The sequence below is a fragment of the Pseudomonas sp. NPDC086566 genome (assembly GCF_050280885.1).
GTDB classification, from domain to species: domain Bacteria; phylum Pseudomonadota; class Gammaproteobacteria; order Pseudomonadales; family Pseudomonadaceae; genus Aquipseudomonas; species Aquipseudomonas vlassakiae.
In genome coordinates this window covers 43,991-58,838 of sequence record NZ_JBNNWD010000008.1, presented here as the reverse complement: position 1 = coordinate 58,838, position 14,848 = coordinate 43,991, and the positions used below count along the sequence as shown (strand labels likewise).

Sequence of the window (14,848 nt, the reverse complement as noted above, 5' to 3'; positions counted from 1 at the left end):
CGAAAGAAGCGCCATTCGGCGACCTGCCCGGCCTCAGGAGGTGGTAGTTAGTTGCCTGCACCGTCGGTCCTGTGCATGCAGGGGTCGGCGAGGGGCCAGCGAGGGCAGGCGGACTGAGAGATGGTGGCGTACGGCATGTTTTCAGGGAGAACGCCAATGCATTCGCTGTGCAGTCCCAAGGATCATTTGCTGGATCTCGATGGCATTGAAATTGCGGTCCGCACTTGGGGACCCGAAGAGGGTATCCCGGTGCTGGCCTTGCATGGCTGGCTGGACAATGCCGCCTCGTTCGAGCGTCTGGGGCCGTTGCTCGAAGGTTGCTTCGTGGTGGCCCCCGACCTGGTCGGCCATGGCCGTTCCGATCACCGCCGCCACGACAGTGGCTATTATCTTTGGGAGCATGCCGAAGACATGCTGGCGGTCACCGACAGCCTGGGCCTGTCCCGGTATCACGTAATTGCCCACGGCATGGGCACCGGCATCGCCTCGCTGCTGGCGGCCATGACCAGTGGGATCGCCAGCATGATCTTCCTCGATGGCATCGGCGCGCCGTTCACCGTGGCCGAGGACGATCGTGTACAGCACCTGGCACGTGCCTATCGGTTGAAGAAAATGGTCCAGCGCAGCCAGTTGCAGGGTTTTGGCGAGCCCCATGGCAGCCGGTTCGACAACCTGGAAACTGCGCTCGAACAACGCCGCAAGCGCCTGGATGGCGATCTGAGCGAGGATGCCGCGCGGTTGCTGGCCCAGCGCGACCTGTTGCAATTGGCCGACGGCTACTGTTGGCGCCACGACCCACGGCTGGTGCTGCCCGAGCCGATGCCGCTGACCGAGCGCGAAGCGTGTGACCTGTTGCGGGAAATCCGCTGCCCGTTGTACCTGATGCTCGGCAGGCAGGGCGCATTCAGCGGCGGCCACGGTTTCGAGCAGCGCCAGGCGGCGTTGCCGGGCCATGCCAAGGTGTCCTGGCACCCCGGTGGGCACCATTTTCATCTCGAGGCGCCGGACCGGGCGCTGGTTGATCAGGTTTTACGCATCCTCGCGCGCTATGAAGGGGGCTTGCTGCAGCGCCAGGTGAACGAATAGCGGGCCATGGGATTGGTGGCGGCGCCAGTGCAGCGGTTTCTGGGGTGATGGTATCTGTCGATGCTGGCAAGTGGATATTGCGGCAAAGCCGATTATGCTTCAGTTACCTTGCTGCGATCCGAGGCGGCTGACCTCGTCGTGCTTCGCGCAACCTTTGTAGCCCTTGGGCCTGGGTGCGACGGTCAAATGGAAGTGAGGTACTCCGGCCTGCGATAACGACAAGACGGAGGCAACCCATGGCGGTTCTCGACAGCGCTTCCACGGGCAGTAGCGCGCCCCAACGGGGCATCACCAAGGAGGAGCGCAAGGTCATCTTCGCCTCCTCGCTGGGCACCGTGTTCGAATGGTACGACTTCTACCTGTACGGCTCGCTGGCAGCGATCATCGCCAAGCACTTCTTCGCCGGCGTCAATGAAACCACCTCGTTCATCTTTGCCTTGCTGGCCTTTGCCGCCGGTTTTGCCGTGCGGCCGTTTGGCGCCATCGTGTTCGGCCGCCTGGGCGACATGATCGGGCGCAAGTACACCTTTCTCATCACCATCGTGATCATGGGCCTGTCTACCGCAGTGGTGGGGCTGCTGCCCAGCTATGCGGCGATCGGCGTGGCGGCTCCGGTCATCCTGATCACCTTGCGCCTGCTTCAGGGGCTGGCGCTGGGTGGCGAGTATGGCGGTGCGGCCACCTATGTGGCCGAGCACGCACCCAAAGGCCGGCGTGGCTTCTTCACGGCGTGGATCCAGACTACCGCCACGCTCGGTCTGTTCCTGTCGTTGCTGGTGATCCTGGCCTGCCGCACCGTCATGGGTACCGAAGTGTTCGAGGCCTGGGGCTGGCGAGTGCCGTTCCTGCTGTCGATCGTGCTGCTGGCGATTTCGGTGTATATCCGCATGCAGCTCAACGAGTCGCCGGTGTTCATGAAGATGAAGGCCGAGGGCAAGGCGTCCAAGGCGCCGCTGACCGAGTCGTTCGCCCGCTGGGACAACCTCAAGGTGGTGATCATGTCGCTGTTGGGCGGCACGGCCGGGCAGGCGGTGGTGTGGTACACCGGGCAGTTCTATGCGCTGTTCTTCCTGCTGCAGATGCTCAAGATCGACCCACAGACCGCCAACCTGCTGATCGCCGGGTCCTTGCTGATCGGCACGCCGTTCTTCATCTTCTTCGGCAGCCTGTCGGACCGCATCGGCCGCAAGAAGATCGTCATGGCCGGCTGCATCATCGCTGCGCTGACCTACTTCCCGATCTTCAAGGCGCTGACCGAGTACGGCAACCCGGACGTGTTCGTCGCCCAGGAGCAGAACCCGGTGGTGGTGGTCGCCGACCCTGGCCAGTGCGCGTTCCAGTTCGACCCGGTGGGCAAGGCCAGATTCACCAGCTCGTGTGACATTGCCAAAAGCCTCCTGGCCAAGCGCGCGATTCCCTACACCAACCAGGCAGCCGAACCTGGCAGCGTGGCGCAGGTCCGTATCGGTGAGCGGGTGATCCCGAGCTTCGATGGCAGCAGCCTGGCGGCTGCCGACCTGAAGACCCAGGGAGATGCCTTCACCGCGACCATGGCCGGGGCCTTGAAGGAGGCCGGTTACCCGGAAAAGGCCGATCCGGCGAAGATCCATTACCCGATGGTGCTGTTGCTGCTGACGCTGCTGGTGATCTACGTGACCATGGTCTACGGGCCGATCGCCGCCTGGCTGGTTGAATTGTTCCCGGCGCGCATCCGCTACACCTCGATGTCGCTGCCTTACCACATCGGTAACGGCTGGTTCGGTGGTTTCCTGCCGACAGTGGCGTTCGCCATGGTGGCGGCGACCGGGGACATCTACTACGGGCTGTGGTACCCCATCGTGATTGCGGTGATGACGGCGGTGTTGGGGATCTTGTTCCTGCCGGAGACCAAGGACCGCGATATCTCATAGGCAGGTCCGGCCTCTTCGCGGCTGAAGCCGCTCCCACAGGTGCAATGCGGGCCCTGTGGGGGGGGCAGCGGCCGCTCAATCGAAATAGCCGCGCAGGGTGAAGGCATACCCGGTATCCACCGCCTTGGCCTCACCCCGGCTCCAGCGTTTGGTCAACACGAACTCGAACGCCGGTTCGTACAACCCGTCCCTGATCAGCGCCCCCGCCAGCACCTCGACGTCATACCAGCCGTTTTCCAGCTCGATCATCGGCCGCCCCGGCACCTGGTAGCGGGCCAGCAGATCACCCAGCGTCTTCGGGGTGAAGTGCTGCAGGATGCGCCAGGTGTACAGCATCAGCGCACGGTTCTCGACGTGCAGCACATAGCCGTTGCGCCGGTGCTTGAGACGGCTGCCGGGTTCGAGCAGGGCGGGTGGATGGCCATCTAGGGTGAACAGGATGTGATAGGGCAGGTTGTCGACCCCTGCCAGGGGTATGACCACGCCCTCGGCCACGGCCTTGTCGCCGCTGTCGTTGCTGGTGAACTCACGGGCCAGATCGTCGGACAGGTGATTCTCTTCCTTGAAACGATCGAGCAGCTGTATATCGCCCAGCAGGAAATAGTCGACCAGGTCGTTGAGCACTTCGCTGAATTCGTGGCGCATCTGTTTTCCTTGTTGTGGCGCACGGGATACAGCTGCAATGTAGCCAATGGCAGCATCGGCTGCCATGGGCGCCGCTCAGTGTTTCTGAGCGATCTGTATGAGGTTGCCGCAGGTATCGTCGAACACCGCGACAGTGACCGGGCCCAGGTCGGTGGGCTCCTTGATGAACTTCACGCCGGCCTTGCACAACCGGGTGTACTCGGCCTGGATGTCGCGCACGCCGAAGGAGGTAGCCGCAATGCCGTCCTGTTTCAGCGCTTGCTTGTAGACCTTGGCGGCAGGATGCGCATCGGGCTCCAGCAGCAGCTCGACACCATTCGGGTCGTTGGGTGAGGTCAGCGTCAGCCAGCGATGCTGGCCCATGGGGATGTCGTGCTTGGGCTCGAAGCCCAGTACGTAGTGGTAGAAAGCCAAGGCCTTGGCCTGGTCGTCGACGAGAATGCTGGTGACAACGATCTTCATAGGCGTACACCGTACCTGCGGGTCGTTACCTGCAGTAAAGACGGCTCTGGTTCAATTCACCAGCGCGCACTGTTTTCTGCTCTCTCGTTTGGCAATCACTGATTCGTCGCCAAGGTTATTCATCGTGTCGGTACAAGCGATATGAAAATCATGCTCAAGGCATAGGCAAATCCTTCATCACCCGGCACCCCGCTGAATCAGGCCACAAGGTAAAGTGACAGGAAAATTCCAAGGCGCCCGTGAACGGCGCCAACGAGGTGCCTGTGGCTTCCTACACCCTGCGACAACTGAAGTATTTCGTCACCACCGTCGAGGCCGGCAGCGTTGCCGAGGCCTCGCGGCAGCTGTACATCGCCCAGCCCTCGATCTCCACGGCGATCAAGAGCCTGGAAGAAAGTTTCGGCGTGCAGCTGTTCATCCGCCACCACGCCCAGGGTGTTTCGCTGACCCCCAGCGGCAAACGCTTCTATGCCAAGACCAAGTCATTGCTGCAGATGGCCCATGAGTTCGAGCAGAACGCCCTGGCCGACAACGACACGGTGGCCGGGCAGATCGACATCGGCTGTTTTGAAACGGTGGCGCCGTTGTATCTGCCGCGGCTGATCGCCGGCTTCCGCGAACGTTATCCGGGTGTGGACATTCGCTTGCGCGATGGCGAGCAGCAGGACCTGATCCAGGGCCTGACTGCCGGCACCTTCGACCTGGCGTTTCTCTACGACCACGACCTGGATGGCACCATCGAGGCCGAACCGTTGATGCCGCCGCAGAAGCCTTATGTGCTGCTGCCCGAAAAGCACCGCTTCGCCGGCCAGGCGCAGGTGTCGCTGCGGGATCTGTGCCCTGAGCCGATGATCTTGCTGGACGTGGCGCCAAGCCGGACCTACTTCGTCAGCCTGTTCAATGAAATGGGCCTGACGCCGAACATCGTCTTCAGTTCGCCGTCGATCGAGATGGTGCGCGGGATGGTGGGGCAGGGCTTCGGCTTTTCGCTGCTGGTGACCCGGCCGCATTCGGAATGCACCTACGACGGGCAGAAGCTGGTGACGATCGACATCGCCGAGCCGGTGGCGTTGTCGGGCCTGGCGGCTGCGCACCTGAAGCGGGTGCAACTGACCAAACCTGCACAGTTGTTCGTCGAGTTCTGCCGCGAAGAATTGGCCAGGTTCTGAAAAAGCTTCGCGGGCAAGCCCGCTTCCACAGGTTCAGCGCAGGCCCTGTAGGAGCGGGTTTACCCGCGAATGGGGCGCAGAGCGCCCCCGGCGTTTTCACAGGGTCACTGCTGATCCGGCACCACTGCAATTACGTCGATTTCCATCAGCCACTCGGCTTGGGCCAAGCCGGCCACCACCAGCCCGGTGGAGATCGGGAACACCCCCTTGAGCCATTTGCCGACTTCCTTGTACACCGGCTCACGGAAGCGTGGGTCGGTGATGTAGGTGGTGGTCTTGACGATGTGCGAGAGGTCGGAGCCGGCCTCTTCAAGCAGCTGCTTGACGTTCTTCATCGCCTGCTCGGCCTGCGCCCGGGGGTCACCCAGGCCCACCAGTCTGCCTTCGAAATCGGTACCGACCTGGCCGCGCACATAGATCGTGTTCCCCGCCCGCACGGCCTGGCACAGGTCGTTGTCCAGGGTCTGGTTGGGGTAGGTTTCCTTGGTGTTGAACATGCGGATGCGAGTATGGGTAGGCATCAGTGGGCTCCGAGGGTGCTGACGTTGCTGATCGAGTTGTCTAGTTGCTCATCCGCTTCGCGCTGCTCGCGGTCGCGGTAGGCCAGGTAGGTGCGCTGGGTGGCGATGTGGCCGGCGACGTGCTTGGCGTCATGCCACACGCCCCAGATGAACGACGAGCCACGGCGCGACAGCCAGGGCAGGCCGAGGAAGTACACGCCCGGCTCGCGGGCTACGCCACGCTGGTGCTGGGGCTTGCCGTTGGCGTCGAAGGTGTCGACCTGCAACCAGCTGAAGTCGACGCCGTAGCCGGTGGCCCAGATGATGCTGGTGACGCCGGCCTGGGCCAGGTCCAGTTGCCGTAGCGGGTTGACCATGCACTCCGGGTCAGCCAGGCGCTTGCGTGCTTCAGGCTCTTGCGGCAGGTCCAGGCCGTTGCGCTCGATGTAGGCATCGGCGGCATCCAGCAGGGCCAGGTAGTTCTCGTCGCCGCGGTTGATGTTGTCGACCAGGTTGTCCTGGAAGTGGGCCACGCCGTTTTCGAACGACTGGGTCAGGCCGACCAGGGTCATGCCCTGGTGGGCGAGGGCGCGGAAGTCCACGGTGTGGCCGCCACGGGCGCCGCTGACGGCGATGGTCACGTGCTCGCGGCCGGGCTTGGCGATTTCCGCGTCCCACTCGCCGAGCACGCCCAGCCACCAGCAGAAGTCACGGTTGCGGTAGGATCGCGGCGGGCGGTCGTGGGCACCGACCGACAGGTAAACCTGGCGCCCGGCGCGCATCAGCTCTTCGGCAATCTGCACGCCGGAGGACCCAGCGCCCACCACCAGCACGGCGCCGTCAGGCAGCTGCTCGGGGTTGTAGTAGGCGGCGGAGTGGATCTGGTGCAGGTTGGCATCTTTCGGGGCGATCGCCGGGATCACCGGTTTCTGGAACGGGCCGGTGGCAGCCACCACGCGGTTGGCACGGATCACGCCTTCGTTGGTTTCGATGGTGAAGCCAGGGCGGTCGGCGTTGCGTACCACCTTCTTGACTTCGATGCCGGTGCGTACCGGCAGGTTGTACTTGCGTACGTACTGCTCGAAGTAGTCGGCGACCTGGTCCTTGCCGGCGAAGGCGTCGGCGTCGAGGTTGAATTCCAGCCCCGGGAAGCGGTCGTGCCAGACCGGGCCGTTGGCTACCAGCGAATCCCAGCGGCCGGTGCGCCAGGCCTCGGCGATGCGCTTGCGCTCCAGCACCAGGTGCGGCACGCCAAGCTTGCTCAGGTGTTCGCTCATGGCCACGCCGGCCTGGCCGGCGCCCACCACGAGGGTGTCGATTTCGATGTTGTTCAGTGTCATGTCCGAGCCCTTGTCCAGGCGGTTTTTGTCAGGTCGGTTTGGAGGACCGCCGTTGCCTGGGGCCAGACTAGGGATGCCCGGGAAATCGCGAAAATAGTATTTAGCTGGGGCTTGCCGATAAAACGGCGAAGGCCCCGTTTTGCCTGGGCTCGGCCGGGGTTTTGCGGGCTTTTGGCGCGGAGTGGGCCGGCCTTAGTTTTTTCCTGTTCAAGGCACAGGAAAATGTTGGTTTCGTGGCCCTGAAGGTTGCGCCCAGAATGCCGGGCATCGCACAGGACAACAGGAGCTCCACCATGACTTTCTCCATCATCGGTCGCTGCCAGGAAACCGGCCAGGTCGGTATCGCCATCAGTTCGTCGAGCATCGCCGTGGGCGCCCGCTGCCCATGGGTACGGGCAGGCGTCGGTGCCGTGTCCACCCAGAACATCACCTTGCCGGCCCTCGGCCCGCAAATCCTCGATGCCTTGGAGCAGGGCCAGCTGCCGCCCGCGGCCGCACTGGACCGGGTACTGATCGCCAATGGCTGGAGCGAGTATCGCCAGGTCACGGTGATCGACAGCCAAGGGCAGGTGGCACTGTTCACCGGCAAGGAAGCGCTGGGCGTGCATAACGCCGTGGCCGGTGAACAGTGCGCGGCGGCTGGCAACCTGCTGTCTTCGCGCCAGGTGATCGACGCCATGGTGCAGGCCTTCGAACAGGCAGGGGGGCATCTGGCTGACCGCCTGTTGGCAGCGATGCATGCGGCGATGGCGGCGGGTGGTGAAGCCGGCCCGGTGCATTCGGCGGCGCTGAAGATTGCTGGCGAACTGACCTGGCCGCTGGTGGACCTGCGCGTGGACTGGGCCGATGAGGACCCGATCGGTGTGCTCGACGGCCTGTGGCAGGCGTACCGCCCGCAGATGCAGGACTACGTCACCCGCGCCCTGGACCCGACCGCCGCACCCAGCTACGGGGTGCCGGGCGATGAGTGAATTCAGCAGCCGCGCCTTGCTGGAGCGGCTGATCGGCTTTGCTACGGTCAGTCGCGACTCCAACCTCGAACTGATCGCGTTCATCCGTGACTACCTGGCCGGGCAGGGGGTGGCGAGCGAGCTGTTCCACAACCCGGAAGGCACCAAGGCCAACCTGTTCGCCACCATCGGCCCAACGGATGTCGGCGGTGTCGTGTTGTCCGGTCACACCGATGTGGTGCCGGTGGACGGCCAGGCCTGGACGCTGCCTGCGTTCAGCCTAACCGAGCGTGACGGGCGCTTGTACGGTCGTGGCACTGCTGACATGAAAGGCTTCATCGCTTCGGTGCTGGCTGCCGTGCCGGCGTTCCTGGCGCAACCGCTGCGCATGCCGGTACACCTGGCGTTCTCCTATGATGAGGAAGTGGGTTGCCTCGGCGTACGCTCGATGCTGGCTGCACTGGAAAATCGCCCGCACAAGCCACGGCTGTGCCTGATCGGTGAGCCTACCGAGCTGAAGCCGGTGCTGGGCCACAAGGGCAAATTGGCGATGCGCTGTGAGGTGCATGGCGCGGCGTGTCACTCGGCGTACGCACCTTACGGGGTGAACGCCATCGAGTACGCTGCGAAGCTGATCGGCAAGCTGGGCGAGATCGGTGATGCCCTGGCGCTGCCGGCGCATCACGACGAACGCTTCGACCCGCCGTTCTCCACGGTGCAGACGGGGGTGATCAAAGGGGGCAGGGCGCTGAACATCGTGCCGCAGGAGTGTGCGTTCGATTTCGAGGTGCGCGCGCTGCCGGGCTTTGAAGCGCAGGCAGTGGCCGACCAACTGCAGACTTACGCAGAGGCCGAGTTGCTGCCACGCATGCGCAAGGTCAATGTGACCAGTGCGATTCGCCTGCAGCCGTTGAGTGCGTATCCGGGGCTGGCCACGCCCGCCGACAGCGAGGCCGCGCGATTGGTGGCATTGCTCAGTGGTTCGGAGGATTTTGGCACTGTGGCGTTCGGCACCGAAGGTGGCCTGTTCGACCAGGCGGGGATTCCGACTGTGGTTTGCGGGCCGGGCAGCATGGACCAGGGGCACAAGCCGGACGAGTTCGTCAGCGTCGAACAGATGCAGGGTTGTGATGCGATGCTGCTGAGGCTGGTGGATTACCTCAAGCAGGAGTGACGGTGCTGGCTTCTTCGCGGGTTTACCCGCGAAGAGGTCCCAAATTTGGCAATCAGATTTCAATCGCCCCACTGAACAGTCCATACATCGCAATCAAGGCCCCCAGCACCACCACCGCGAATACCGCCCGCTCGAAGCCGTTGAACACCTGCCGCTGCTGCTCCCTGCGCGCCTTGATGTACAGCAGCGTCCCCGGCCCATAGATCACCGCCGACAGCAGCAGATACTTCAACCCGCCCGCCCACACCATCAACAGCGCGTAGGCCGTCGCCAGCACGGCGATCAGCAGGTCCTTGCCACGCTCTCGGGCATCGTTTTCATAGGTCTCCCGGCTGTATGCCAACTTCAACGCATAGGCTGCCACCAACAGGTACGGGATCAATGTCAGCGAACTGGTCAGCTCCAGCGCCAGGGTAAAGGCATACTCAGTGAACCAGGTCAGCAACAGGAACAGCTGTACGAACAGCGTGGTCAGCCACAGCGCGGCCGAGGGGGCATTGTGTGGGTTCTCTCGGGTGAGAAAGGCCGGCATGGCCTGGTCGTGGGCAGCGGAGTACAGCACTTCGGCGGCCAACAGCGTCCACGACAGGTAAGCGCCGAGCACCGAGATGATCAGTCCGATGCTGATGAAGATCGCCCCCCAACGCCCGACGATGGTCTCCAGCACGCCAGCCATCGACGGCTGGCGCAGGCTGGCCAGCTCCGGGCGCAGCAACACGCCGTAGCTGAGCAGGGTGATCAATACCAGCAGGCACAGCACGCCGACGAAGCCGAGCACCGTGGCGATGCCCACGTCGCGGCGATTGCGTGCGTAGCGCGAGTAGACGCTGGCGCCTTCGATGCCGAGGAACACGAACACGGTGACCAGCATGGTGCTGCGCACCTGTTCGAACAGTGACTCGGCCGGCGGCAGCATCTCGGCGGCGGCATGCCCGACCCGGCCGTAGTCATCCAGGTGTGCCAGGTCGGCGGCCGAACCGGCTGCGGCGGTGCCCCAGAAGTTCAGCGAAAACAGCTCGCTGTCGAAGGCAGCAATCATGACCACGACGAACACCAGGATCGGGATCATCTTCGCGACCGTGGCGATGGTGTTGATCACGGCGGCCTGCTGTACCCCGCGCAGCACCAGGAAATGGAAGCCCCACAGCAATACCGAGGAGACCGCGATGGCGGCCACCGTGTTGCCTTCGCCGAACACCGGGAAGAACGCGCCGAGGGTGGATTTGATGAGGATGAAGTAGGACACGTTGCCAATGCAGGTGCCGGCCCAGAAGCCGAATGCCGAGGCAAAGCCCAGGTAGCTGCCGAAGCCGGCGCTGGCGTAGGCGTAGATGCCGGAGTCAAGGTCTGGCCGACGGCGGGCAAGGGTCTGGAACACGAAGGCCAGCATGAGCATGCCGAAGCCGGCAATGCACCAGGCGATGATCGCACCCAGCCCGCCGGTGGCACGGCCGAAGGTGGCCGGGAGCGAGAAGATGCCGGCACCGACCATCGACCCTACCACCAAGGCGGTCAAGGCCCAGACGTTCAGTTTGCCTTCCGTTGCGGTGCTCATCGGGCCTGCTCTCCTTTGCGCTGAAAGGTTGAGTAAAGACCGAAGGGAAGGGGTGTGCCAGGCGAATGTGTTCTTTCAATTCCGCCGCGAATGGGCTGCAGAGCAGCCCCGGTGACTCAGAAGGTCGCCTTGACCTGCAGGCCGAAGACCAGCGCGTTGTCGATGTCCTTCCCGGAGAACGCCCCCGGCTCGATGATGTATTGCACATCCGGGCGCAGGTTCAGCCACGGCGTAGCCTGGTAGCCATAGCTCAGTTCGATCAACTGCTCGGCATTGTCGATGTTGGGGAACTGTTGCCCGGCATTGAATGCAGCGTCTTCCAGCACATCACGGCTACGCGGGTTCGGCACGGCGCGGCCATAGCCCAGTGCCACGGTATCGCGTGGGCGACCTTCGAATGGCTTGTACAGCACCACACCGGCGCCATACCACTTGGTGAACGGCGAGGCAGCTTCGCTTGCTGCCGAATACTGGCCGAACGCGTGCAGGCTGCGGCCGGGCGAACCGGCATCGTTCCACACGGCCTGGTCGACCAGCAGGTAGTGGCCACCGCGACCGGAAACTTCCTTGCTGCTGTCGACGCGCTTCACGTCGGAGCTGTCGTAGTAGTAACCCAGCTTGTACTCACCCGGCAGTTCGCCCTGCAGCTTGTACACCAGCTCCACCGGCACCACGGTACCGGTGGTGTGCTTGGGCCCCAGGTGCCAGGCGCGGCTGGAGTTGCCGTTGCTTTCCGGGTCGACGTTGAACGCCGCCACACGCAGCTGCCAGGCCGGCGACAGGTCGTACTTCACACGCACGCCGAGGTGGGCATTGGGGTAGTTGGTCCAGCCGCTGCCACCGGACATGTTCAGCGGGTGGCCGCAGAAGCCAGCGTTCATGAAGTTGCACAGGATGCCGCTGTCGAGGCCGCCGAGGTCGTTGCCCATGGCCATGTAGCCGAGCTTGACGTTGAGTGCAGGGGTGAACAGGGTGCGCTCGTAGCTCAGTTCGGTCAGGCGGGTGTACAGGCCGCCGTAGTTTTCCTGGATCGGCAAGCGGTTGCCGACCAGGTCTTCCGAGGCGCTGTTGCCGCGGCGGTCGTTGATGGTCAGTTGGACCTTGCCGCCGTTTTCCAGGCCGTACAGTTTCGACAGGTCGAACTGTGCGCCGAGCTTGATGTTCTGCGAGTAGCGCGCCGAGCGGTGCAGGCCGCCGTGGGCGTTGTAGGCGGTTTCGCCGCTGTAGTCGCCGGTGAGCTTGACGCCGTCTTCCTCGAGCTGGTGGCGCAGGCCGCCCCAGTCACCGGTCATGGTGCTGCGGGTTAGCAGGTCGCCGTCGGCCAGGGCAGGGGTGCTGGCCAGCGCCAGAAGCAGGGTTGGGGTAATGCGGATAGCGGATGGCATTGCTGTGTCTCGTGTTGTTTTCGGGAGGCCATTCGCGATCAAGCCCGCTCTCATCAGGGTCAGCGCAGACCCTGTGGGAGCGGGCTTGCCCGCGAATGCAGCGACGCGGCCTTACGGCAGGGCGTAAGAAATCACATAGTCGCCACGATCAGTCGACTGGCGCGCACCGCCAGCGGTGATCACCACGTACTGCTTGCCGGTCTTCGGCGAAACGTAGGTCATCGGGCCACCCTGGCTGCCTACAGGCAGGCGGGCTTTCCAGATTTCGTTACCGTTGCTGCTGTCGTAGGCGCGCAGGTAGAAGTCCTGGGTGCCGGCGATGAACACCAGGCCGCCTTGGGTCGACAGGGTGCCGCCGAGGGTCGGCAGGCCAATCTTGATCGGCAGGTGCATGCGGATGCCCAGGGGGCCGGTGTCTTCCACGGTGCCGACCGGTACCTGCCAGGCGATCTGGCGGGTCTTCATGTCGATGGCGGTCAGGGTGCCGAATGGCGGCGCCTGGCACGGGATGCCGGCAACCGACAGGAAGCGGTTCTTGTTCACTGCGTACGGCGTGCCCTTGAGCGGTACGGCGCCCATGCCGGTGTTCAGTGCTTCACCGCCGGAGGCAGCGTCGCCCTTGTTCTGCGACGGGATCATCTGGATCCACAGGCCAAGGCGCATGTCGTTGACGAAGATGAAGCCATGCACCGGGTCGGTGGACAGGCTGCCCCAGTTCATGCCGCCCAGCGAACCTGGGAAGCTCAGCGACAGGTCGGTACCCGGCGCAGTGTACAGGCCGTCGTAGCGCATCTTCTTGAAGTCGATACGGCACAGCAGTTGGTCGAACGGCGTGGCACCCCACATGTCCGACTCGGTCAGGGTCTGCGCGCCGATCTGCGGCATGCCGACCGATTTCGGCTGGGTCGGGGAATACGGCTCGTTGGGGATGTTGCTTGGCTTGACCGGTACTTCGTCGACCTGGGTCAGCGGTTTGCCGGTGGCGCGGTCGAGCACGTAGATCTGCCCGGCCTTGGTGCCGATCACCACCGCAGGCACGGACTTGCCGTCGTCCTTGGTGAAGTCGATCAGGCTCGGCTGCATCGGCAGGTCGAAGTCCCAGAGGTCGTTGTGCACGGTCTGGAATACCCACTTCTGGTTGCCGGTAGTGGCGTCCAGGGCCAGTACGGAAGCGCCGTAGGTGTGGTCCAGCTTGCTGCGCTCGACACCATAGATGTCGGTGGACGACGAGCCCATCGGCAGGAACACGGTGTTCATCGCCGGGTCGTAGGACATCGGCGCCCAGCTGTTCGGGGTGCTGCGCACATAGGTGCTGCCATCGGCCGGCGCCTTGCGGTCTTCCGGGTTGCCCGGGTCAAAGGCCCAGCGCATTTCCCCGGTGATCACGTCGAAACCGCGGATCACGCCGCCTGGCATGTCGGTCTGGACGTTGTCGGCGATACGGCCGCCAACCACCACGGTGGTACCGGCCATCAGCGGTGCGGAGGACAGCTGGTAGTAGGAGTCCGGTACGTCACCCAGGCCGGCCTTCAGGTCGACCTGGCCGTTGTTGCCGAAGCCTTGGCAGAACTGGCCGTTGTCGGCGTCAACGGCGATCAGGCGGCCGTCGATGGTGTTGGTCAGCAGGCGACGCTGGCAGTTGGCACCGGCCGGCACGCTACCGACGGGGATCGGCGAGCTGTTCGGCTGGGTCGGCTGGGCGATCGCGGCGGTGGCGTCGAAGTAGGCCATGCCACGGCAACGCTGCCAGACCTTGGACTGGGCGTTGATCTCGTTCTTCCACAGCTCTTTGCCGGTGTCGGCATCGAGGGCGATCAGGTTGTTGTGCGGGGTGCAGATGAACACCTTGTTGCCGATCTGCAGCGGGGTCAGCTGGTCTTCGGCACCGTTGCCGTCACTGAAGGCGATGTCACCGGTGTGGTAGGTCCAGGCCACCTTGAGCTTGTTGACGTTGTCGCGGTTGATCTGGTCCAGCGCGGCGAAGCGGCTGCCCCCTTCGGTGTTGCCGTAGTGGGCCCAGTCTTTCTGCTCCTTGCCGGCCTCGACCGGGGTGATGCCCGGGCCTTTGCCGGTGGGGGCAACGCTTGGGTGGGCGACGAACATGTTGCCCGCGGCGATCACCAGCAGCACGGCCAGCACACCGGCGATGCCGTATGCACCCCGGCCGGCGCTGGCGCCACTGGCGCGGGCGAGCATCGGGTAGACCAAGGCCACCACCATGCCAATCGCGCCGAACATGAACAGGCGCGAGAACAGTGGCCAGAACACCAGGCCGGCGTCGACCAGTGCCCAGACCGTGGTACCGACCAGAAACGCCGCGTACAGCCAGGCGCCGGCCGGCTTGCGGCGAGCGATGAGAATACCGGCGATGGCCATGGCCAGGCCGCCGATCAGGAAGTACCAGGAACCGCCCAGGCCGGCGAGCTTGACGCCGCCAGCGGCCAGGAGGAGGCCGAGCAGGGCGACGATCACGCCCAAGCCGACCAGGAGGATGGTTGTGGCGCCAGAGGCGCGCGGTGTTTCGTTCATGCCAGGGATCTCAGCAGGTGGAATGAGCGCAGTTTAAGCCCTTAGCTTGCTAATTAACAAGTTGGTACATAATTTAATGAGGCTGATTGTCGCAGGGTTAAACTTGCCGGAACGTGGCTCTAAGCTTAGATCGTGCTGGGAAA

The 14,848-nt window shown here is 63.9% G+C and carries 12 protein-coding genes; 5 read left to right on the top strand and 7 right to left on the bottom strand.

What is annotated here, in order from left to right; all coding sequences use genetic code 11:
• The first annotated feature begins 156 nt into the window (after positions 1 to 156).
• Both ACQKPS_RS19145 and ACQKPS_RS19140 read left to right on the top strand, forming a co-directional pair.
• On the top strand, positions 157 to 1,086 hold the full coding sequence (locus ACQKPS_RS19145; RefSeq protein WP_427605347.1) for an alpha/beta fold hydrolase: 930 nt from the start codon (positions 157 to 159) through the stop codon (positions 1,084 to 1,086).
• Between the two features lie 236 nt (positions 1,087 to 1,322).
• Positions 1,323 to 2,996, top strand: a complete 1,674-nt coding sequence (locus ACQKPS_RS19140) for an MFS transporter (protein ID WP_313202993.1) — start codon at positions 1,323 to 1,325, stop codon at positions 2,994 to 2,996.
• Between the two features lie 75 nt (positions 2,997 to 3,071).
• Here ACQKPS_RS19140 and ACQKPS_RS19135 read toward each other — a convergent pair whose 3' ends face one another.
• Positions 3,072 to 3,641, bottom strand: coding sequence for a hypothetical protein (locus tag ACQKPS_RS19135; protein WP_254480138.1), 570 nt, complete (start codon positions 3,639 to 3,641; stop codon positions 3,072 to 3,074).
• A 75-nt stretch (positions 3,642 to 3,716) separates the two neighbouring features.
• Entirely contained in the window at positions 3,717 to 4,103 is a 387-nt protein-coding gene (locus ACQKPS_RS19130) for a VOC family protein (RefSeq protein ID WP_254480137.1), read from the bottom strand.
• 263 nt (positions 4,104 to 4,366) lie between these two features.
• On the opposite strand from ACQKPS_RS19130, the gene ACQKPS_RS19125 reads away from it, so the two are divergent.
• On the top strand, positions 4,367 to 5,272 hold the full coding sequence (locus ACQKPS_RS19125; RefSeq protein ID WP_054887693.1) for a LysR family transcriptional regulator: 906 nt from the start codon (positions 4,367 to 4,369) through the stop codon (positions 5,270 to 5,272).
• Positions 5,273 to 5,376: 104 nt separating this feature from the next.
• Here ACQKPS_RS19125 and ACQKPS_RS19120 read toward each other — a convergent pair whose 3' ends face one another.
• On the bottom strand, positions 5,377 to 5,793 hold the full coding sequence (locus ACQKPS_RS19120) for a RidA family protein (RefSeq protein WP_254480135.1): 417 nt from the start codon (positions 5,791 to 5,793) through the stop codon (positions 5,377 to 5,379).
• Positions 5,793 to 7,112 carry a flavin-containing monooxygenase gene (locus ACQKPS_RS19115; protein WP_427605346.1) on the bottom strand — a complete coding sequence of 440 codons (1,320 nt, stop codon included), beginning with the start codon at positions 7,110 to 7,112 and terminating at the stop codon, positions 5,793 to 5,795. The genes ACQKPS_RS19120 and ACQKPS_RS19115 overlap by 1 nt, the downstream gene beginning before the upstream one ends.
• A 293-nt stretch (positions 7,113 to 7,405) precedes the next feature.
• Here ACQKPS_RS19115 and ACQKPS_RS19110 point away from each other — a divergent pair, with 293 nt between their 5' ends.
• A complete protein-coding gene (locus ACQKPS_RS19110; RefSeq protein WP_427605345.1) occupies positions 7,406 to 8,083 on the top strand; it encodes a DUF1028 domain-containing protein in 678 nt (225 codons plus the stop codon).
• Complete coding sequence (gene argE / locus ACQKPS_RS19105) at positions 8,076 to 9,236, top strand: acetylornithine deacetylase (protein ID WP_427605344.1); 1,161 nt, start codon at positions 8,076 to 8,078, stop codon at positions 9,234 to 9,236. Before ACQKPS_RS19110 ends, argE begins: the two co-directional genes overlap by 8 nt.
• Positions 9,237 to 9,288: 52 nt before the next feature.
• On the opposite strand, the gene ACQKPS_RS19100 is transcribed toward argE, so the two are convergent.
• The 3 genes from ACQKPS_RS19100 to ACQKPS_RS19090 form a co-directional block, all read right to left on the bottom strand.
• Positions 9,289 to 10,791, bottom strand: a complete 1,503-nt coding sequence (locus ACQKPS_RS19100) for an amino acid permease (protein WP_427605343.1) — start codon at positions 10,789 to 10,791, stop codon at positions 9,289 to 9,291.
• 116 nt (positions 10,792 to 10,907) lie between these two features.
• Positions 10,908 to 12,176, bottom strand: coding sequence for a carbohydrate porin (locus ACQKPS_RS19095; protein WP_427605342.1), 1,269 nt, complete (start codon positions 12,174 to 12,176; stop codon positions 10,908 to 10,910).
• A 111-nt stretch (positions 12,177 to 12,287) separates the two neighbouring features.
• Positions 12,288 to 14,705 (bottom strand): glucose/quinate/shikimate family membrane-bound PQQ-dependent dehydrogenase, encoded by a 2,418-nt coding sequence (locus tag ACQKPS_RS19090; protein WP_427605341.1) that lies wholly within the window; start codon positions 14,703 to 14,705, stop codon positions 12,288 to 12,290.
• Positions 14,706 to 14,848: the final 143 nt, after the last annotated feature.

What these genes read in the sequence shown, in the direction of transcription:
- ACQKPS_RS19145 (WP_427605347.1), top strand. Translation starts at nt 157, where the DNA reads ATGCATTCGCTGTGCAGTCCCAAGGATCATTTGCTGGATCTCGATGGC.
- ACQKPS_RS19140 (WP_313202993.1), top strand. Translation starts at nt 1,323, where the DNA reads ATGGCGGTTCTCGACAGCGCTTCCACGGGCAGTAGCGCGCCCCAACGG.
- ACQKPS_RS19135 (WP_254480138.1), bottom strand. Translation starts at nt 3,641, where the DNA reads ATGCGCCACGAATTCAGCGAAGTGCTCAACGACCTGGTCGACTATTTC.
- ACQKPS_RS19130 (WP_254480137.1), bottom strand. Translation starts at nt 4,103, where the DNA reads ATGAAGATCGTTGTCACCAGCATTCTCGTCGACGACCAGGCCAAGGCC.
- ACQKPS_RS19120 (WP_254480135.1), bottom strand. Translation starts at nt 5,793, where the DNA reads ATGCCTACCCATACTCGCATCCGCATGTTCAACACCAAGGAAACCTAC.
- ACQKPS_RS19115 (WP_427605346.1), bottom strand. Translation starts at nt 7,112, where the DNA reads ATGACACTGAACAACATCGAAATCGACACCCTCGTGGTGGGCGCCGGC.
- ACQKPS_RS19110 (WP_427605345.1), top strand. Translation starts at nt 7,406, where the DNA reads ATGACTTTCTCCATCATCGGTCGCTGCCAGGAAACCGGCCAGGTCGGT.
- argE (WP_427605344.1), top strand. Translation starts at nt 8,076, where the DNA reads ATGAGTGAATTCAGCAGCCGCGCCTTGCTGGAGCGGCTGATCGGCTTT.
- ACQKPS_RS19100 (WP_427605343.1), bottom strand. Translation starts at nt 10,791, where the DNA reads ATGAGCACCGCAACGGAAGGCAAACTGAACGTCTGGGCCTTGACCGCC.
- ACQKPS_RS19095 (WP_427605342.1), bottom strand. Translation starts at nt 12,176, where the DNA reads ATGCCATCCGCTATCCGCATTACCCCAACCCTGCTTCTGGCGCTGGCC.
- ACQKPS_RS19090 (WP_427605341.1), bottom strand. Translation starts at nt 14,705, where the DNA reads ATGAACGAAACACCGCGCGCCTCTGGCGCCACAACCATCCTCCTGGTC.